A 19,897-nucleotide genomic window follows, 5' to 3' on the forward strand; every position below is an offset into this window, starting at 1 on the left:
TTATCCACTCGACAGTGTTATATTATAAGCAACAGAAGCATATAATGCAGAAAGGAGCCGTGCGCTAACACGACTCCCCCTGCAACAGCTGCTTTTAAGGGCAGTAGGCTTTAATTAGGTGTTACGACCGAAATAGACCGCATTCCTTGACCAGGGGGCGGTCTATTTTCGTTTCTCGGACAGTAGCGCTACGATAAGCAAACCAAAAGTAAGCATGATCATGAGTGCTTCAAATACTGTCACAAGGCATCACCTCCCTTCTGGGAGACTAGCAACTCAGACTACTTTCTAAATCAAGGAGGTAGTCTTTTTTTTATGATTGGTCGGTTTTAACGATAAAAGTTAAAGTATTTGTAAAAGCTGTTTTCTCTTGCGATCTTGCATTGATTAATCGACAAACAATAGGTATGATAAGTGAGGCAACATAAAAGCAATTGAAACAACATGAAAGCTACGGTTTTTTAATCGAAACGAAGTGAAAAACATGCGTGGTATCGTACAATTTGAATGTGGATGAGGGATAGGCTTGGGGAAGCGTACGATTAGAAAGTCTGAGTTTACTCGCGAGATGAAAGGATTGGTCGTTCCATCTGTGCTGTCCATGCTTGTTGCTAATTCATTCTCGCTAGTTAACATGCTAATGGTGACCAGCTTGGGAGATGAAGCAGTCGCTATAACTGCCGCAGCGGGCAGAATCAGCTTTATTTTATCGATGATCCTTACCGCCGTCTATGGGATGACCTCTTATATGACCCAGTACTACGGAAAACAGCAGTATACGCTTTTGCGGGCGACATTCGGCTTTATGCTGCTGACGGGCATCGGCATTAGTCTTCTGGCATTTGCTGTTGTGTCGATTTGGAAGGAGCCGATTCTCTCTCTATTTATTAAGGACGCTGAACTAATGCCGCTTGGTATTCAATATGTGACGATAATGGCCTTTGTTTTTCTAATTAGTGCGATTAGAGATGCTTATGCACAAGCGCTTGGATCCATAGGGAAGGTTAAAATCACTTTGTATGTCGGTCTATGTGCGATGGCAGTCAATATTACACTGGACTATGGGCTGATCTACGGCAGGCTGGGCTTGCCCAAGCTTGGTGTTGCAGGAGCTGCATGGGGAACGTTAATCGCTTCTGGAGCGAGTCTGCTGGTTTTGTTAGTTTTTATTTATAGTAAATCGTATTATGTTAATATTCGAATCCGCGAGCTATTTAGCTTGCCTCTGCTGGTGCGCAAACAGGTATTGAAAACGATAACGCCGCTAGTGTTCCACGAAGGAATGTGGTCGATTGGCAATATGCTGTATGCCGTAGCTTTTGGAGCATTGGGCATCGCGGCATTGACTACATTTCAGCTGGGGAATACGCTGCAGGGATATTTTATGATGGGGATTCACGGATTTGCTTATGCAGCAAAGGTTATGATTGGACAAAAGCTGGGACAGGACAAGCCGGAGCAGGCGATGGATTATGCGCGCAGATTTACTCGCATTTCGGTCATTGCTGGTATAATCATTAGTGTTGTCATTATTATGATTTCGCCGTTTGCAGCCTTGATTTTTCCTCACCTAAGTGAGGAGGTTCATGCATCATTAGGGAATGTCCTGCTGCTGCAGGCTTTGGCAATGACCGCATTTTTCTTGAATAATGTGTGGATTGTCGGTATGTTTAGAGCAGGCGGAGATAATTTGTTTACGATGAGCATGATTTTAATTACAACATGGGCCATTGCATTGCCAGCGGTATTTGTTGGCGTGTACGTGCTCCATCTGCCGCTAGAGTGGGTTTATGCCTTATTTTTATGTGAAGAGGTTAGCAAAGCTTTGATTGGGTATAAACGTTATCGTTCCCAGAAATGGATGCGGAATTTAGCTGGGTCTAGCCCGGAAGCGCCATCAGCAGCGGCATCTATGTAGGGCACTCTGGGTGCGTGAGAATAGTAAAGAAGTAGAATGGAGGGTTTGTGATGTCTCTCGCAGGCGAAGAAAGAAAGCTAAGCATTATGAACTTGCTGAATGAGCATGGGAAGGTCATTGCAGGCGACCTGGCGCGCATGTTCGAGGTTACAACGGAAACGATTCGCAGAGATCTCGATGAGCTGGAGAAGGAAAATAAGCTTAAGAAGGTGTATGGAGGCGCAATCAAGCTGAAGGTAGAAATAGAACCTACATTGTTTGAAAGAGCCTGCATTAATCAAGAGGCGAAGGAGAAAATTGGTTATCTTGCTTTTACATTAATCGACGACCATGACGTTATCTTTATAGATGAAGGCACGACACCGCTGCAAATTATCCCTTTTTTATCGCAAAAGAAGGAGGTTACCGTATTAACGAGCTCAATATCCGCCATGATGGCCTTGATCGAGCTCAAAAAAAGAGAGCAATTCGATGGGCGGATTATTATGCTTGGCGGCGAAGTGGATGTGAAGCATTCCCGTGTAACGGGTGCTATTGCGGAAGCTAATATGTCGGATATTTTTGTGAATAAAGCATTTGCAACCGTGGATGCCTTATCGATCGAACATGGATTTACGAGCTATGACTACGAGAAGGCAACGTTGACTCGCAAATGGATTCAGCAGTCGGAAACGTCGATCATTTTGGCGGATTCATCGAAATGGAACAAGCGGTCTATGGTGAAAATATGCGATTTTGAAAATGTCGATATCGTTATTTCGGAGCTGGAGCCTCCGGCAGAATGGAAGACGCAGCTGGAAGAGACGAATACAAGATGGATGATGCCAACTGAATAGCAAAGCATGAATAAAGCATGATGAATAAAGCATGATGAGTAAAGCTTGATGACTAAATCAGATGATCGAATCAGTCGTAAAAGCCAGTAGAGAAGCACTCCTTCTCTGCTGGCTTTTTTTGATGTTGTTTGTTGTTGTGTCAAAATTGTAATCCCTATGTTAAATCTTTCGAAACGCATTGTATTGGTCATTTTTTAGCAGTAGAATGTTTAAAACAACATAAATAAAAATAAAAGCAATAAAAAGCAATTTGTTGTTAAGCGAACAAATAACTAGGGAAACAGGAGTGAGGATGATGAAAGACGCTGTGTACTTGGACAAAAGCAAGAAGAAGTATAAAGGAAATTTGCATACGCATACGACATGGTCAGATGGATCGCAGGAGGCGCCGGAAGTTGTGGCTGCTTTCAAGGCTAAAGGCTATGACTTCATCAGCATAACAGATCATGATGTTTACGCTCGAACGGCTGATTATGACACCGATTCCTTCATCGTGCTGCCAGGCATGGAAAGAGGCGGCTTGAATTTAGTGCCGGATGAAGACCCAGGCTACCACTTTGGCGTGCTAGACGATCCGACGATGCGATCGGAGAAAGAGAGATTTCATCATTTGCAATCATTCGAGGTTCCCATTCCTTGGGAGGGGCCACAATCTCCACAGAAGCTGATTGATGAAATGAAGGCGCATGGAAATCTTGTCATTTTCAATCACCCCGAATGGCATTTGACACGCTTTGAGGATATGGTGCAGTACGATGGATTTTTTGCGGTCGAAATTTATAATCACGCAACGGAATGGACGCCGAGCTCTTCTTATGGGGCCGCCTACTGGGATCATGCGCTTCAAAATGGCAAGCGCGTGTTTGGTATCGCTGCTGATGACTCGCACGAGCATGACCCAAACAGCAAAATTGCTGAGTATGGGGGCGGCTGGGTTTCTGTCGAGGCGGAGGAGCTTACGCAGCAAGGTATTATCGCGGCACTGAAGAACGGACAATTTTACTCCAGCTCGGGTCCTGAAATTTTTGATTATCGTGTGGAGGATGGGTTTGTTCATGTGGAGTGCTCGCCCTGCCAGTATATTATGTTTAAAGCATTTCCGCTGCGCGGACCATTTCTCGTGGAACGCGAGACGGGCGAGCTGATGACCTCTGGAAGTATGAAGATTAAGCAGGGCATGGCATATATTCGGGTGGAGTGTGTGGATGAGAATGGCAGAATAGCGTGGTCTAATCCGATCTTTGTGGCAGATTTGGCGGAGGGGGAATAGCCATGAGAGATGCTGTTATTTTAGAGGCTGGGCGTCAAAAGTATAAAGGCAACATTCATGCGCACTCCGTTCGCAGTGATGGCGAATATACGGTAGAGCAGATGATAGAGGCTTATCGCTCCAAAGGCTATCATTTTATGTGCTTAAGCGACCATGAGATTTATTTTCACAGCGATGCGTATGACACTGAGGATTTTATTATGCTGGACGGCTATGAAATGGCATGTGAGATGGAACGTGAAACGACCGGTCAACAGTATCACCTGCATGGGCTTTTGGATCGCTCGCTGCAGGCGGAGAAGCCCTTTCAGCACGATGAGGAGCATGCGAAGCCGGATTATGAGAGCTTGGATACGATTCAGCAATTGATTGATGAGATGAGAAGCAAAGGCAATCTCGTCATTATGAATCATCCAGAATGGTCTAAAAATCGAGAAGAGGATTTGCTTAAGCTTGAGGGCTATGCAGCGATTGAAATCTATAACCACCAATCCGAAATTCAAGAGGCGGTAGGTTACGGCATATGCTACTGGGACTATGTCCTAAAGCGAGGCAAGCAAGTAAATGCCATTGCCGCAGACGATGCCCACGGTGGTCCGACCGATATGGCGGTATCCGAATTTTATGGCGGCTGGATTGTTGTAGAGGCCGAGCAACTAGAGCAGCAGGCGATTATTGATGCGATGAAAGCAGGCCAATATTATAGCTCCAATGGCCCGACGATTTATGATCTTCGTATTGAGAACGATAGGCTTAAGGTGAGCTGCTCTCCTGTGCAAAGCATTCGTTTTATTACCTTTCCGCACAATGGCTTGGCTGAAATGGACCCCACTGGTGAATATATCACGGAAGCTGAATATGTCATTCGGAATGACGAGCAATATGTGCGAGTGGAATGCGTAGATGCATTGGGCAAAATAGCGTGGAGCAATCCGATCTATCCCAAATCCGAGTTGCAAGTATAGGAGGAGCTATGAGCAATCCATATTTATTATTGACACCGGGTCCCTTATCAACAACCGCAACGGTCAAAGAGGCGATGCAAAAGGATTGGTGTACGTGGGATCATGAATATAAAGCCATTGTCGAACAAATTCGTCAGCAACTGTTAGAGGTTGGCTGCACATCTAAGGAGCACTATACGCCCCTGTTCATGCAGGGCAGCGGCACCTTCGGTGTTGAAGCGACGCTTGGCTCTGTCATCCCGAGTGACGGCAAGTTGCTCATTTTGCAAAACGGCGCTTATGGGAAGCGTATCGAGGACATAGCAAAGGTGCTCCATATTCCACATCTATCCCTTGTATTTGAAGCTAATGCGCAGGTAGATCCTCTAGTCGTTGAAAGGAAGCTTGCTGAGGATTCATCGATTACACATGTCGCTATGGTCCATTGTGAGACGACGACAGGCATTTTGAATCCGCTTGAGGCGGTAATGGAGGTCATTAAGCGAAATAATCGAATCGCAATCATCGATGCGATGAGCAGCTTTGGCGGCATTCCGATTGCTGTGGAGGAGCTGCAAATCGACTTTATCATTAGCAGCGCGAATAAATGCATCCAAGGTGTTCCAGGCTTCAGCTTTATCCTTTGCAAAAGGGATGAGCTTATGAAATGCAAAGGGAGAGCGCGCTCGTTATCGCTTGATTTGTACGACCAGTGGGAGACGATGGAGAAGGACTCCGGCAAATGGCGCTTTACTTCGCCAACGCATGTTGTGCACGCCTTTGCGCAGGCGCTAAAGGAGCTGGCTGAAGAAGGCGGCGTGGAAGCACGTCATGCGCGATATTGTACCAACCAGCAAATCGTCGTGGAAGGGCTGACGCAAGCTGGCTTTACGGCTTACTTGCCGAGAGAGCTGCAGTCCCCGATTATTACAACCTTTTTGTATCCAACGCATATTCCTTTTGAATTTGAGCATTTTTATAACTTTTTGAAGCTGGCTGGCCTGGTCATTTACCCTGGCAAATTAACAGATGCCCATGTATTTCGAATCGGGAATATCGGGGACGTGCATGCAAACGATATGGAGCGGTTAAGCGAGCAAATATTACGTTATGTTGGAGAGATCAAATATGAGAATTGAAGGCGTTATTTTAGATTGGGCAGGGACGACCATTGATTATGGCTGCTTTGCGCCGGTACAGGTGTTTATTGATGTTTTTGAGGAAATAGGCATTCCAGTAACGATGGAAGAGGTCCGCGCTCCTATGGGACAGCTGAAGCGGGATCATATTCAATCGCTGCTGCAAATGCCAAGAATAGAAGCTGCTTTTCAAGCAAAATTTGGCCGCAGCTATACGGAGACGGATATGAATGAGCTGCATGATCGGTTTGAGCCCCGACTGCTGGCTATTCTCTCGCAATACGGAAAGCCAAATCCATATGTTGTAGAGACCGTACGGCAGTTGAGACAGCAAGGCTTAAAAATCGGAGCGACTACAGGTTATACTTCCACCATGCTTTCCATCGTGGCGAAAGCGGCTAAGGAATACGGCTACGAACCTGATCATTGGGTAACGCCTGATCTTGTTATGGACAAAGGCAGACCTTATCCTTATATGATTTATGAGAACATGAAGCAGCTTGGCCTGCGCCATCATGCGCAAGTTGTTAAGGTTGGAGATACGATTTCTGATATTCAAGAAGCGAATAGTGCTGGAGTGTGGGCGATTGGCATTGTGAAAGGCAGCTCCATGCTTGGCCTTACGGAGGCTGAGGCGCAGCAGCTGTCGCCAGAGGAAGAACGCCATATCATCGCTGCTGTAAGCAAAAGCTATATGGAAGCAGGAGCCCATGCTGTTATTGAGGACATGTCCCAGCTGCCTGCGATGATTGAGCAAATCAATGAACGATTGATGAATGGGGAGCTGCCTTATGCCAAACCGCATCAATAGCCGCATAGAAGGAGATATCAATGGAACGGATGCCCGTCAAGCTTGGCAGGATGAGCATCTAAGCGAAGTGACGCTTGCTGTACTCGAACAGGACAGCAAGCTTTTTCTTCATCAGTCTATGTCTACGCCATGCTTAAATGCCATCGTAAATGCAGAGGGCATTTACATTGAGGATCAGGATGGACGCAAAGTGATCGATTTTCATGGAAACAGCGTTCATCAGGTAGGCTACAAAAATGAGTATGTGATGAATGCCATCATTAAGCAGATGCACCAGCTGCCTTTTCTGCCGCGTCGATATACGAGCCAGATTGCTATTAAGCTGGCACAGAAGCTGGCCCAGCTTGCGCCGGGAGATTTGAACAAGGTGCTGTTTACGCCAGGCGGCACCAGTGCGATTGGAATTGCGCTGAAGCTTGCGCGCAGGGCAACCGGCAAGCACAAAACGATTTCCACCTGGGATTCCTTTCATGGCGCAAGCTTGGATGCAATATCGATTGGCGGCGAAGCCGTATTCAGAAGCGGGATTGGGCCGCTAATGCCCGGAACGGAGCATATGATGCCCTATAACAGCTATCGTTCGATCTTTGGTGAAGGAGAAGCTGCCGCCGCCAAAAATCTGGACTACTTATGCTATATGCTGGAACGAGAAGATGACGTGTGCGCGGTCATTCTTGAGCCGATTCGCAGCACGGATGTACAGATTCCTACCGTTGCCTATATGCAGCGGCTTCGTCAAATCTGCGACGATTATGGCGTGCTGCTCATACTGGATGAAATACCGACGGCATTAGGACGTACGGGCAAAATGTTCGTTCACGAGCATTATGATATTGTTCCGGATATCGTCGTTATTGGCAAAGGTTTAGGTGGCGGGATTTTTCCGATGGCAGGCATTATTGCGAGAGAGCATTTAGATATTGCGGGCGATATTTCACTCGGTCATTATACGCATGAGAAAAGCGCTGTAGGCTGTGCGGCAGCTTTGGCTACAATCGAATACATCGAACAGGAAAATCTGCTTGCGCATGCGCAAAGCATGGAGCAATGGCTGATGTTTCATCTTCAGGAGCTGCAGAGGAAGTATGCCGTAATAGGCGATGTTCGGGTTAAAGGCATGCTGGCGGCAATAGAGCTCGTATCTGATCGTGAGACGAAAGAGAAGGAAGTGGCAGGCGCTGAAAAGGTTCTCTATGAATGCTTGTCCCGCGGACTAAGCTTCAAGGTGTCTGGCGGAAATGTCATTACGCTTGTTCCGCCATTAATTACAACCGTTAAACAAATGGAAGAAGCCATCGCGATTTTGGATCAGGCGCTTGAGCAAGTGTTCACAAAATAAAACAGATCAATCGCCACAAAAACAACATCATTGCAATTAAAAAAATAAAAAAACAATTTATTAATGTGTAATTGACACAGTTTTTACAATTCTCCTTTATAGTTTAGTTAAGCCAGTGATAACTGGACAACGAGGAGGGTTTAAAAGCATGAAGAGGCTTGCACTTGGATTAGTTAGTGTAATTGCTAGTATTGCATTGTTAGCTGGATGTGGTACAGGCTCAAATTCTGGAGCCGCAACAAATGACGGCACAGAGACTTCTAGCAATGGGGAGAAAATGAAAGAGGTCGTGATCTCCGTTCGCGAGAACACATGGGGAGCACGGAAGGACAATTTTGTAGAAGCAGAAAAGCGTTTGAACGAACAATTGAAGTCGGAAAATGTGCAGGTGAAAATAGATTGGTGGCCAGGCGTTGGCGATGATGAGCTGATTTTGCAGGCGCAAGCGAATAAAGTAGCAGATGTATTTATTAACTCCAGCGTGGATATTGGCTGGCAGCTGAACGCAGGACTCATCCGTGATGTGGACTGGGTAGGAACATCAGATGTGTTCAAAAATATGCCAGAATCCTATAACAACATTATGAAATACGAAGACCACTATTATGGCGTCATTCAAGATATGGATGCTTCTCCCGTATTCATTAGCCGCAAAGCGCTGGAAGGCTTGGGCTGGACAGCAACGCAAATTGATGAGCTGAAGGCTCGCGTTGATGCTGGAACCTTCACATTCGGTGAGCTTGTGGAACTTGCAGATGCGGCTGTTAAGCAAAAGCTGGTTAAAGTTGGCTTTGGAGTTGAGGATACCCGATTTGAAGGCTGGAATTATACATTTGGCAACTTCAATTATAGTGCGGAACAGAACAAGATGGTACTGTCGAAAAATACGCAGAAGGTTTATGAGTTTTGGCATGACGCGAAGCAGCGCGGTGTAGTTACAGAGGGAATTGCTGAGATTGATACGGACAAGGCTGCCGAGCTGTTCATTAAAGGCGAATTGTTTGCTGAATTTGCCCGTACTGAATTTTATCAAGTTATGCGTACACAGCTTGGCATGGAAGAGGACTTGGCTGGCTATGAAGCATGGTTTAAGGAAAATGCGATCTGGATTCCGGTTCCGTCGGTTGAGCAGGGAGGAAAACCTGTATCCTACAGCAATCCTGCGATGATCTATGTAGGGCCTACTGTGGATGATGAGAAGATGCCTTATGTTCAAAGGTTGATTGAGCATGTGCTGGATGCGGACCTGCAGGTTAACCATACGCTTAAGAGCGGCAAGCTGCCTGTAACAGCGGCAGCGCAGGAGGATGCTCGCTTCCAAGAAATGAGCTTCTACAAAGATCATGCTTATTTAATCGAGTTTACGAAAACTCGCCCAGCCCAAATGGATTATGCGGTCTATATGAAATCTTTTACGCTGGGAATTGATGCGATTTTGACGAAAGGCCAAACAGCAGCAGAGGCCTTTGAGCTATTCCAAAAGGATGTAAAGCAAAACGTGCCAGCGGACAGTCTCATTGTAGAATAACGATGATACAAAAGAAGGTGCTCTGATTACAAGAGCACCTTTCCATATATTTTGCTTATAGGAAGCAGGTGCAGATCTCATTATGGAGATCCCAGTAACTTCAGCCAAGACAGCTTACAAGAAGCCTTTTGCCAAGAAAGTGTACCCGTATTTGTTCATTATGCCCTTTGCTCTTCTGGTGCTGGTCTTTTTTATTCTTCCGGCTCTAGCGACCATTATTATGTCCTTCACGGATTTGAATGCATCGATGAAAATCAACTTTGTTGGTTTCGATAATTTCAAGCGAATATTTTCCGATTACAGCATGCCTCAAATTTTATGGAACACCGTTATATTTGCCGTTATTACGCTCGTGTTCTCTTTGTTTTTTGGTTTGTTTATATCGATCGCAACCCAGTACTTCTTAAAGGGCAAATTGACAGCAGTCATTTATCGTGTCCTCTGGTTAATTCCGAGCATCATTCCTGCAGTTGTATATGTAACGTTCTGGAAATATTTATTTGATCCCACGGAGGGTGGGCTAGTCAATAAAGTTCTGCTCTTATTCCAGCCAGACAGCGATCCCATCTCATGGTTTACGAAAATCGCTATGGCTGTTGTGATCATTGCTACGATTGTATCTACAACTTCAGGAGGCATGATTCTATTATCTGCTGCAATTAGCTCCATACCTGAAGATTTGTATAAGGCTGCGAAAGTAGATGGAGCAAGTGAAAAATCGGTCATCACTAAAATCATCCTTCCTTCCTTAAAATGGCCGTTAATGTATATTACGATATCCGATCTTATCGGCTTTGTGTCCTCCTATTTCTTCATCCTGCTGCTGACAAATGGCGGACCTATGCGAGACACGACGACGTTATCTCTATATGCGTACCAGCAGGCCTTTAATTTAAAATATTATGGCTATGGCGCCGCTCTTTCGCTTATGGTTGTGCTGATCTCGCTTATTTTGACATTATGGCTGCTGAGGCTGTTTGATTTCGATGAAATGATAAAGCCATCACGGATTGAAGATTAGGAGGCAAATATGTCGACAACGATACTAAAAAAGCTGCTCGTGCACACGTATTTGCTGCTGTTCACCCTGCCTATTATCGGCATGATTGTATGGTATTTTCTTGCAGCTACCTTTAATGGCACGACGGGCCAATTTTCGCTTGAGAACTTCAATTTTGTTAAGGAGCCTATCGAGTATGCGGGCGTTCATCTGCCGGCGATTTGGCCTATTGTTCTAAATACATTAGTCTATTCGTTTCTTATTGTATTGATTGAAATCGGCATTGCTGTGCCTGCCGCATATGCCTTCTCTCGGCTCGATTTCAAAGGAAAGCTGGCCGCAATGAAATTTCTGTTCCTTATGCGCTCCTTTCCAGGCATTACGCTCATTATCGCTACATTTTTTATATTGGTTCAAATGAATCTAGTGAATACGTACTTAGGCGTTATCCTCGTTGCTATAACGGGCTCCTTGCCAGGCAGAGTGTATATTATGAAAGGTTTCTTCGATGAGGTGCCGTGGGATTTGGAATGGGCGGCGATGGTAGATGGATGCTCGAGATTTCGAGCGCTCATGAAGGTGCTCGTTCCCTATGTATTGCCGGGCATCGGGGCAATTGCCGTTTTCTCCTTCTTAGGCGCCTACGGTGAATGGTTTCTGTTCAAGCTGTTTATATTCGATGACAACATGCTGACGCTCGCCGGCTATCTGTCCCGGCTGGTAACGAAGGAAAATGTCATTATGAACTATGGATTGATTACAGCGATTGGTTTGTTTTATACGATTCCGCTAATCGTGTTCTATATCTTTACCCAGAAAATATTCCTGAAGGTTAATTTGGGAGGAGCAAAGCAGGTATGATTTCTCTTGTAAATATTGTGAAAAACTATGATGGCAAGCAAAACGGAGGCCGTGCAGTTGACGGATTGAATCTCGAAATTGCAAAGGGTGAATTTGTTGCGCTGCTAGGCCCTTCAGGCTGCGGAAAAACGACTACACTAATGATGCTGGCGGGGCTGCTGAAGCCAACCTCTGGCGAAATTTATTTTAAGGATAAGCTTGTTAATCATGTGGAGCCGAAGGATCGAAATATCGGAATGGTGTTTCAGTCCTATGCGCTGTATCCTCATTTGACGGTTCGTGACAACATTGCGTTTCCGCTTCGCGAGCGAAAAATGGCTAAGAAGGACGCATACGAGCGTGCTTTGCAGACGAGTAAAATATTGCAAATCGATCATCTGCTCGATCGCAAGCCGTCACAGCTGTCAGGCGGTCAGCAGCAGCGTGTCGCCATGGCGCGCGCGTTGTCCAAGGACCCGGAAATTTTACTGCTGGATGAGCCGATGTCCAATTTGGATGCGCGATTAAAATTGGATGTACGGGATGAAATTCGGAAAATCCAACGCAAATTAGGAGTAACGACTATTATAGTCACGCATGACCAAGAGGAAGCTTTGGCCATCTCTGATCGGGTAGCGATTCTTAACGGCGGAAAAATTCAGCAATACGCGCCTCCCAGTGAGCTGTTCAATCATCCGTATAACCTGTTCGTTGCAAGCTTTTTAGGCAATCCGCCTATGAACTTGATTGATGGAATAGTGGAGCAAAGAGAGGACCGGCAGTGGGTAAAGACGAAGCTGTTCGAGCTGGAAATTCCTCAGCCGCGCAGGCTGGAGGCGCAGCATATAGGGAAAACGGTCAAGCTGGGCATACGCCCTCATGATCTGTTCATTTCAGAGCAGCCAGGCGAAGCATCGATTAGGCTGGAAATTGATCTTATTGAGCATCTAGGCAGTGGGCAACTAGTTAAAATGACGGATCGGGCTGGACAGTCCGATATGATGATTCGTCTGCTGACCGATAACGAGAAGCGGTTAAAGGAGCGCGAGACGGTCGCAATCGGCATAAGGCCGGATAAAATCCATCTGTTCGATATGACAGATGAAGGGCGCAATCTTCTGCAGTTTCAATAGGATGAGAAGGAGTAAAGGATGACAATACCTAATCTTTTAATCGATCAGCACGTGCATTCCTCCTATTCGCCTGATTCGAGCTCAACGCTGGAGGAGCTCGTGCGATATGCGCTTGCGCTGGGGAAGCCGGCTGTCGTTACGACAGACCATTTAGAGTATGATTGCAAATATTTCAAACAGAATGTTCTCATTGATTGGAAGAGCTACAAGAAAGAAGCGGAAGAGCTGTCGCGGCGTTATAAGATCGACATTCGCAAAGGCATTGAGGTCGGCTATCGAAGCGATTATAAAGATATCATAAACGAATATTTGACTCAGCAAGAGTTTGACGTCATTTTGCTGTCCGCGCATAACGACGGCAGCCTAGACTTTTCCGAAAAGGCCTATCATGATCAACCTATTCAGCAAAGGCTTAAGCATTATTTTAGGCAAGTAAGAGAGTCTGTCGACCAGATGGACAATTTCGATATCGTTGCCCATTTGGATTATGTGACGAGATATACGACCTATCCGGTTGAGGAAGAAGATATCGCAGCTTGCAAGCCTATTTTGTACGATATTTTAAAGCTAATCCTCGAAAAGCAAAAGGTGCTGGAGCTGAATACAACCGGACTCTATCGACAAGGCTGGATTCATCCGCATCCGTATATTCTCGACATGTATGTGGATTTAGGCGGCAGAGCGGTATCCATTGGCTCAGATGCCCATCAGGTGGGGCATATCGAGCAAGGCTTTGCAGAAGCGATAGAGCTGCTGCATAGCAAGGGCATTCGAGAGGTTGTGCAATTTAAGGGAAGAGTGCCATATTCGGTGTCTATCTAGTCCTGACAACCACTGTCCATGTTAATGGCAGTGGTTGTTGTTAGGATGAACAGAAGAAAATGGTGGATTGCCTTGCATTTTCCTCAAGCTGACTACATCACGTTTACCGCATTGCCGGTTGCAATCGATTCATCTATAGCAAGGGATAGACGAACATCTAGTAAAGCCTCGGATAGCGAATAAAAGCTTTCCCCACTTGCTGCATATACCGTCATGCGAGTCAAAATTTCGGCAATAGCAATTTCCTCATCGGATAGCTGGGCAGGATGGTACGGATTGCGATAAAGGCATTCTGATCCTGCCCGCAATTCCCGAAGAGAAAGTGGAGCGAGGCTTCCTTCCAAGCCGTCTTGTATTCTTTTAATCGTTATGTCTTCATAGTTATTGGCACCTAAGCTTCGGGTCACCTCATTATCCCGGATTTCTCCCTTCGAGCCTCGTATTAGAATGCGATTGTGTCGTATTGGCGAAAAATATTGAGAACGTGCGAAGTCAAGAACGGCACTCTTTCCGTCCCGGAAAGTTAAAATGGAAATATCCTGAATTTCGGTCTCCAGCCGATCTTGCGCGGCTCGTCCTCGATGGGGCACTTCTTGGATCGGAAGCTCAAAACGTCGCGAAACAATTTGGCAATTGGAATCTGTAACAGAAAGCCACTGTCTAATTAAACTGATTCCATGATAGCCATGTCCCGCCGATACCTGAACGTGGCGCACTTCTCCTAGACTCCCGGATTGAATCAGGGCTGTTCTGGCTTGATGATGCGGCTGCAAAAGGTATTGCTCGGCGATTTGGATACGAGCGCCTGATTGGATGAGCGAGGAAACCAGCTGATAGCCTTCATCATTGAATGCCGGAGGCGTTTCGGCCAGTAGAGGAATGTCCAATAACGCCGCTTCCTTCAGAACGTGGGGCATGGAGGCTTTCGAGACGGCCGCAACAAGAAATTCGCAATGTTTTGCCAGCTCCTGCGGTGTTGAATAAAGGGTCACGCCCCATTGATCAGCAGCATGCTGATATTTAGCCGAATCTCTAACCACGATACCGATTATTTTAAATAAATGCGGCAATTGCTTTGCAATTCGCAAATAGGCTTCCGCTCTCCAGCCAAATCCGATGATGCCGAAAGGTACAGGTTTTAGCATAATTTCTCTCCTTTAGAATAGGCCATAAATTCAATAAACGGACAAGGTGGGAATGCCCGCAGTTGTCCATTGCTTTTTGAATTGTATTCTTCCGATAGCTATAAGATCAAGTGTCACTAGTGGACGTTCGTTTACTTATCCAAGTTACAGTGTTATATTACAAGCAACGGAAACATATAATGCAGAAAGGAGCCGTGCGCTAACACGACTCCCTTGCAACAGCTGCTTTTAAGGGCAGTAGGCTTTAATCAGGCGTTACGACCGAAATAGACCGCATTCCTTGACCTGGGGACGGTCTATTTTCGTTTTTCGGACAGTAGCGCTACGATAAGCAAACCAAAAGTAAGCATAATCATGATTGCTTCAAATACTGTCACAAGGCATAAAACAATACCTATAAGTTTAATAAGAATAGTAATATTTAAATATAACACAGTGTGTAATTAGAAATCAACTAGAAAAGCTTGTTTTTTTATCCTTTTTAGATTATAGTTAGGGAGGAAAATAAATGATGAATTTGAAAGTGGAGGTGAAAACAATGACAACAAACATGATGATGATGATGTGTATGGAAGAAATGATGTGCAAAATGAAATGCATGAAAATGATGATGGATTCCATGGACAGCAAAGAAATGATGGACAGCGACATGATGATGTCCAAGATGCAAGAGTGCGACGAAATGATGACGGGTATGATGGCTATGATGCGCGACAAAAAGGAAATGATGGCCTAAGCCTCACAGGTCCAGTCCTTATATAAGTTAGCGGCATAGCAGACAACTGCTTGCCTTTTTTATTTTTAGCTCAAATATTCGTCTAATCGCTAGGCTTGCTTGATTTGTTTTGCTAGATTAACTCTTCTAAGCTTCAGGCTCCACAGCTGTTCCTCTATATTTAAATCCCCTTTAAATGCGCTATTGCGCAGCTGCTCATAAATGACCAGCATTTGTCGAAGTACCTCATCATACTGACGCCACAACTGCTCTTTAACCACTTCTTCCGAAGGATAGCTCGGTACATTCATTTCCTTCAAAGCAGCTACAAGCTCAGCTTGCCATTCCTGATCCCCGATTTGTATGGCATAATTGATTAAATCCAAATGGTCATTGATCCAAATTTGAGTGTGCGCTTCTACTGTCATGTCCGTTATCTCCCCGCTTTAGTTATATACCAAGTATTATACTCGGTTTGATTGGTTAATCAACCTTTTTTCAAAAATAATTTATGGAGCAGGAACCATCAACAGCTCCGCACAGCCGCCACGACAACTCCGGCTAAACTCCTTTAATCCGCTAAGTAAATGCTAAACTTTTTTGGGGTCAAAAAGCGCAATCCTCGCTCTTATAATTAATTGTAAGCGATTACGATTAATCCATACGAACCAACCGCCTGCAATTTTCCAGTTATTTTATACTTTGAGGAAGGAATACCAAGCGAAGCTTGCGAAATATAGAGGTTCATTAGAAAAGGGGGAGGAAGCCGAATGTACAAGGTGCTGCTTGTGGATGATGAAATATTTGTCCGCAGGGGACTGATGAATTTAATGGATTGGAAAGCATTAGGCTACGAAATATGCGGTGAGGCAGAAAATGGAGCGGAAGCGCTGAAGCAGATCGAGCGGCTTAAGCCGGATGTGGTTATGGCGGATATTCGGATGCCGATGCTCGATGGTCTGGAATTGATTCGGGCAGTGGCGGAAAAGCAGCAGGAAAGCCCGGCCTTCATTATCGTAAGCGGCTTTCACGATTTTCATTACGCCCAGCAGGCGCTGCGTTACGGGGTCCATGACTATATATTGAAGCCGATCGATGAGGGCGAGCTTGCGGCAACACTGAAGAAGCTGACCGGAACGCTCGCTCTCAAGCGTATTGCAAGCCTGACGGGCGACAAGCTGGCTGCTGACTCTATTTTTGAAACGTTGGTGAAAGGGAGCTTTAAGGAAGAGGACATTCGAGCATTATGCTCGGCCCTTGAGCTTGAGGAGGCTGGCATGTACGTTTATGTGCTGGCGGAGCTGCATCTAGGTGCGGCTGAGGAACGGGCTGCTGGAGCCAAAGGCGTGACAGCAAAGGAAGTTGCAACCGCTTGCCAGGCGGCTGTTCGCCATGTCCAATCGCTGGGCAAGGAGCGGGAACCGCAAGGCGTTCTCACCTATGAGCAGCAGAAGGGGCTGTATGGCTGCCTGCTGCATATGAACAGCTTGCTATCGGGCGATTCCGATGAGCATTATATTTTTCGCCGCTTGCACAGCACCTTGGAAGAGCAGTTGAGGCTTCCGGTCACTTTGTATGTGGGAGATAAAGTCGAGCGGCTGCAGCATATCAAAGAGTCTTACCGTGCGGCGAATGAAGCGTTAGCCTATAAATTTGCCGAAGCGGACCAAGCTATTGTGCATGCGAGCCGTGTACAGGGAACGCCGCTGTATTATTTTGATATGGAGGCAGGGCTGTACAGCAGACTGATTGAGAAGGTGGAGGAAAATAAACCGGAGCAATATGCCGCTGACATCGACCTGCTGTTTCAGGCGTTTCGCGAGAAACGTTTTGCTCCCGATGCTGTATCGAATGCGATGGTGCGGTTCGTCATCGGCATCATAAATATTATTCGCAAAATGAACGGGGATGAAAAGCGGCTGGCGCAGCTTCCCGCCATGATGAATTGGCAGCAGCAGGGCACACGCTTGTCCGATTTGAAGCAGCTGTTTCTCGCTTTTACGAACGAGGCATCTGCCTACATCGCTTTGCTTCGCAGCGAGCAATCCAAAGGCGGAATTGAGAAGGTCAAAAAATACATTGAAGCCAACTATAACGAAAATATTAGCCTGAAGGGGCTGGCTGGCAAGTTTTATATAAACTCTGTCTATTTGGGGCAGCTGTTCCGCAAAACCTATGGCGTCTATTTCAATGAATATTTGCTGAGCATTCGGGTCAGGGAAGCGAAGAAGCTGCTGCGGCAAACCGATATGCGCATGTATGAGGTGGCGGAGAAGGTAGGCTTCCAGAACGCGGACTATTTTGTGACCCAGTTTGAGAAGCTGGAGAAGGTCACTCCAACCGACTATCGCAACGGCCTGTTTGGCAAATCATAAACGGATGGAGGCGGCAGGTGGATGCACCTATTAAATCATTTGAAATTGCGGGATAAGCTGCTCCTTATGTACATATGCTCCGTGTTTATTCCGATCGTACTGACGAACGTCATCTTTTACAATGTGACCACAAACAACATCAAAAACCAGAAGACGCGCGATGCGGACATGGTTTTGGAGCAATTGCAGCGGGAGGTGCGATCCGTCATTGATGAGGCGGCGGGCATCTCCTATTTATATTATATCGATCCGCTGCTGAACGAGCATTTGGACCACACGTACACGTCAAAGCTGGAATATGTGGAAGCGTTTACGGATGTGAAAAGCGTATTTATGAAGTCGGCGCAAGCCTACTCTACGATTAGCTCGACAGTCATTTATACGGATAATCCGACGGTGCTTGCCTCCGGGCAGATTTTGCCGCTTGATGATACGGCTGTCGAAGCCGACTGGTATGCCCAGTTCAATCAGACGAGCGCTTCTTATCCCGTTCTCATTCATAGCGGAGATACGATCAGTCTTATTCAGCGTTTGAATAATGTCGGAGACGGGAGATACAACAGCCTGATCAAAAGCGATTTGAATATGGCGACCTTCAGGCAGCTGTTTGCCGGAATAGGTTTTGAAGGGAGCATGTATTTCGTCAACGCTAATGGGACGATTCATTATACGAATGAGGCGGGGGTGGACTGGGAGGCTGGGACGCTGCGGCTGGAGCAGATGACGATGCCTGAAAAATCAATTGCTTTCGATAAGCCGTATACGAACAACAATTATTTAAACGGCTGGCGGCTGTATGGCGTCATGGACGAGAAGGTGATTTTGCAGGAGGTACGCAAGTCAGGCACCTTCATTTTATTTTTGGCTTGCATAAACATTGTCGTCCCGTCGTTGATTATTGCCGCCATTTCACGATCCATCCATGTCAGGCTGGTTCGTATTTTAAGACATATGAAAAAGGTGAAAAACCAGCATTTCGAGACGATTCCTTTCGAGGAATCACGCGATGAGATCGGGCAATTGACGGGCGAATTCAACCGAATGACGATGCGGATTGATAATTTAATTAACGACGTCTATATGGCGGATATTCAGAAAAAGGATTTGGAAATCCGCCAGCGACAAGCGCAGCTCCATGCCCTTCACAGCCAGATCAACCCGCATTTCCTCTTTAATGCGCTGGAGACGATCCGCATGCGCAGCTTAATGAAGGGGGAAACGGAGACGGCACGGACGATCCATTCGATGGCCAAAATATTCCGCAAGTCGATTACATGGAAGCGGAGCTGGGTGTCGGTTCGCGAGGAGCTGGAGCTGATTGAATGTTTTCTGGACATTCAGAAATACCGTTTCGGCGACAAGCTGCAATATCAATTGACGGTCGAGGATGCGGTATACGAGCATACGATTCCTAAAATGACCTTTCTTCCCTTTGTCGAAAATGCCAGCATTCATGGCATTGAGAGCTCGCCGGGCATCGGTTTGATTGCGCTGCATATTGGTTATGAGGATGGCCGAATTTTGTTCCGTCTGACGGACAATGGGATCGGTATGCCAGAGGACAAGCTGGGCGAGTTGATGCAATATTTGCAGGAGGACGGGGCGATGGGCGACAACGTAGGCATGAAAAATGTTTATACCCGGCTCAAGCTATGCTATAAAGACGCCTTCGATTTCACCCTCCGCAGTGAGTCTGGCTCAGGCACCACCATAGAGCTCCGCCTCCCGGTAATGGAGAAGGGAGCGTAGCAAGCTGAGCACACGTAGTAGGCTGAGCAGCGGTAATGCATAATGCGAAAAGTGTCTGAGGAAGCCAAGCAGAAGGCTTCCCAACTAAGAGGAGAGTTATTGCTAACAGATAGCAATAACTCTCTGATCTTTAGCTAGAGAGGGGCGGAATAGGGAGGCCCCGCCCTCGGTTCCCTCCCACTAAGGGAGGTGAACAAGGGGTGAAGCGGATGTGAAAGGTTTGGGTGGAGAAGCGATAGCGTTCGCTTTTGCGCCTGAAATTTAACCGCTTGAGCGGTCCAATTGAAAAATTTCAGGCGGAATGGCGATCGGAGCCCAAACCTTTCGCGCAGC

General features: G+C 46.3%; 19 protein-coding genes. 15 read left to right on the forward strand and 4 right to left on the reverse strand.

Annotation, left to right across the window (positions count from 1 at the left end; translation table 11 throughout):
* Window positions 1-162: 162 nt before the first annotated feature.
* Complete coding sequence (locus WH37_RS37315) at window positions 163-243, reverse strand: putative holin-like toxin (RefSeq protein WP_414811807.1); 81 nt, start codon at window positions 241-243, stop codon at window positions 163-165.
* 283 nt (window positions 244-526) lie between these two features.
* Between WH37_RS37315 and WH37_RS03245 the strand changes: the two genes are divergently transcribed.
* The 12 genes from WH37_RS03245 (at window position 527) to WH37_RS03300 (ending at window position 13,580) form a co-directional block, all read left to right on the forward strand.
* The gene (locus WH37_RS03245; protein ID WP_046229115.1) at window positions 527-1,918 is read left to right on the forward strand and encodes an MATE family efflux transporter; all 1,392 of its coding nucleotides are present in this window, start codon (window positions 527-529) and stop codon (window positions 1,916-1,918) included.
* A 50-nt stretch (window positions 1,919-1,968) separates the two neighbouring features.
* Complete coding sequence (locus WH37_RS03250; RefSeq protein WP_046229116.1) at window positions 1,969-2,754, forward strand: DeoR/GlpR family DNA-binding transcription regulator; 786 nt, start codon at window positions 1,969-1,971, stop codon at window positions 2,752-2,754.
* 292 nt (window positions 2,755-3,046) lie between these two features.
* Entirely contained in the window at window positions 3,047-4,024 is a 978-nt protein-coding gene (locus tag WH37_RS03255; protein ID WP_156182215.1) for a CehA/McbA family metallohydrolase, read from the forward strand.
* Between the two features lie 2 nt (window positions 4,025-4,026).
* Window positions 4,027-4,989: a CehA/McbA family metallohydrolase gene (locus tag WH37_RS03260; RefSeq protein ID WP_046229118.1), complete on the forward strand. Its 963-nt coding sequence runs from the start codon at window positions 4,027-4,029 to the stop codon at window positions 4,987-4,989.
* An 8-nt stretch (window positions 4,990-4,997) separates the two neighbouring features.
* On the forward strand, window positions 4,998-6,107 hold the full coding sequence (gene phnW, locus WH37_RS03265) for a 2-aminoethylphosphonate--pyruvate transaminase (protein ID WP_046229119.1): 1,110 nt from the start codon (window positions 4,998-5,000) through the stop codon (window positions 6,105-6,107).
* Window positions 6,097-6,918, forward strand: coding sequence for a phosphonoacetaldehyde hydrolase (gene phnX / locus WH37_RS03270; protein ID WP_046229120.1), 822 nt, complete (start codon window positions 6,097-6,099; stop codon window positions 6,916-6,918). The genes phnW and phnX overlap by 11 nt, the downstream gene beginning before the upstream one ends.
* Window positions 6,899-8,257 carry an aspartate aminotransferase family protein gene (locus WH37_RS03275; protein ID WP_143088549.1) on the forward strand — a complete coding sequence of 453 codons (1,359 nt, stop codon included), beginning with the start codon at window positions 6,899-6,901 and terminating at the stop codon, window positions 8,255-8,257. Before phnX ends, WH37_RS03275 begins: the two co-directional genes overlap by 20 nt.
* Window positions 8,258-8,405: 148 nt before the next feature.
* Window positions 8,406-9,785, forward strand: coding sequence for an extracellular solute-binding protein (locus tag WH37_RS03280; RefSeq protein ID WP_046229122.1), 1,380 nt, complete (start codon window positions 8,406-8,408; stop codon window positions 9,783-9,785).
* Window positions 9,786-9,867: 82 nt separating this feature from the next.
* Window positions 9,868-10,806, forward strand: coding sequence for a carbohydrate ABC transporter permease (locus WH37_RS03285; RefSeq protein WP_052736779.1), 939 nt, complete (start codon window positions 9,868-9,870; stop codon window positions 10,804-10,806).
* 9 nt (window positions 10,807-10,815) lie between these two features.
* Window positions 10,816-11,646, forward strand: coding sequence for a carbohydrate ABC transporter permease (locus tag WH37_RS03290; protein WP_046229123.1), 831 nt, complete (start codon window positions 10,816-10,818; stop codon window positions 11,644-11,646).
* Window positions 11,643-12,758: an ABC transporter ATP-binding protein gene (locus WH37_RS03295; protein WP_046229124.1), complete on the forward strand. Its 1,116-nt coding sequence runs from the start codon at window positions 11,643-11,645 to the stop codon at window positions 12,756-12,758. Before WH37_RS03290 ends, WH37_RS03295 begins: the two co-directional genes overlap by 4 nt.
* Before the next feature lie 18 nt (window positions 12,759-12,776).
* A complete protein-coding gene (locus WH37_RS03300; RefSeq protein ID WP_046229125.1) occupies window positions 12,777-13,580 on the forward strand; it encodes a histidinol-phosphatase HisJ family protein in 804 nt (267 codons plus the stop codon).
* Window positions 13,581-13,672: 92 nt separating this feature from the next.
* On the opposite strand, the gene WH37_RS03305 is transcribed toward WH37_RS03300, so the two are convergent.
* Both WH37_RS03305 and WH37_RS37320 read right to left on the reverse strand, forming a co-directional pair.
* The gene (locus tag WH37_RS03305; protein ID WP_046229126.1) at window positions 13,673-14,725 is read right to left on the reverse strand and encodes a Gfo/Idh/MocA family protein; all 1,053 of its coding nucleotides are present in this window, start codon (window positions 14,723-14,725) and stop codon (window positions 13,673-13,675) included.
* A gap of 296 nt (window positions 14,726-15,021) precedes the next feature.
* The gene (locus WH37_RS37320; protein WP_414811805.1) at window positions 15,022-15,159 is read right to left on the reverse strand and encodes a putative holin-like toxin; all 138 of its coding nucleotides are present in this window, start codon (window positions 15,157-15,159) and stop codon (window positions 15,022-15,024) included.
* Window positions 15,160-15,233: 74 nt separating this feature from the next.
* On the opposite strand from WH37_RS37320, the gene WH37_RS03310 reads away from it, so the two are divergent.
* Window positions 15,234-15,461, forward strand: coding sequence for a hypothetical protein (locus WH37_RS03310; RefSeq protein ID WP_177218008.1), 228 nt, complete (start codon window positions 15,234-15,236; stop codon window positions 15,459-15,461).
* A gap of 89 nt (window positions 15,462-15,550) precedes the next feature.
* Here the strand turns inward: WH37_RS03310 and WH37_RS03315 are convergent, their stop codons facing one another.
* Window positions 15,551-15,868 carry a hypothetical protein gene (locus tag WH37_RS03315; RefSeq protein ID WP_046229127.1) on the reverse strand — a complete coding sequence of 106 codons (318 nt, stop codon included), beginning with the start codon at window positions 15,866-15,868 and terminating at the stop codon, window positions 15,551-15,553.
* Window positions 15,869-16,210: 342 nt separating this feature from the next.
* Between WH37_RS03315 and WH37_RS03320 the strand changes: the two genes are divergently transcribed.
* Window positions 16,211-17,815, forward strand: a complete 1,605-nt coding sequence (locus WH37_RS03320; protein WP_046229128.1) for a response regulator transcription factor — start codon at window positions 16,211-16,213, stop codon at window positions 17,813-17,815.
* Between the two features lie 21 nt (window positions 17,816-17,836).
* The gene (locus tag WH37_RS03325; protein ID WP_046229129.1) at window positions 17,837-19,564 is read left to right on the forward strand and encodes a sensor histidine kinase; all 1,728 of its coding nucleotides are present in this window, start codon (window positions 17,837-17,839) and stop codon (window positions 19,562-19,564) included.
* Window positions 19,565-19,897: the final 333 nt, after the last annotated feature.

This window comes from Paenibacillus algorifonticola, assembly GCF_000971975.1.
Classification (GTDB): Bacteria; Bacillota; Bacilli; order Paenibacillales; family Paenibacillaceae; genus Pristimantibacillus; species Pristimantibacillus algorifonticola.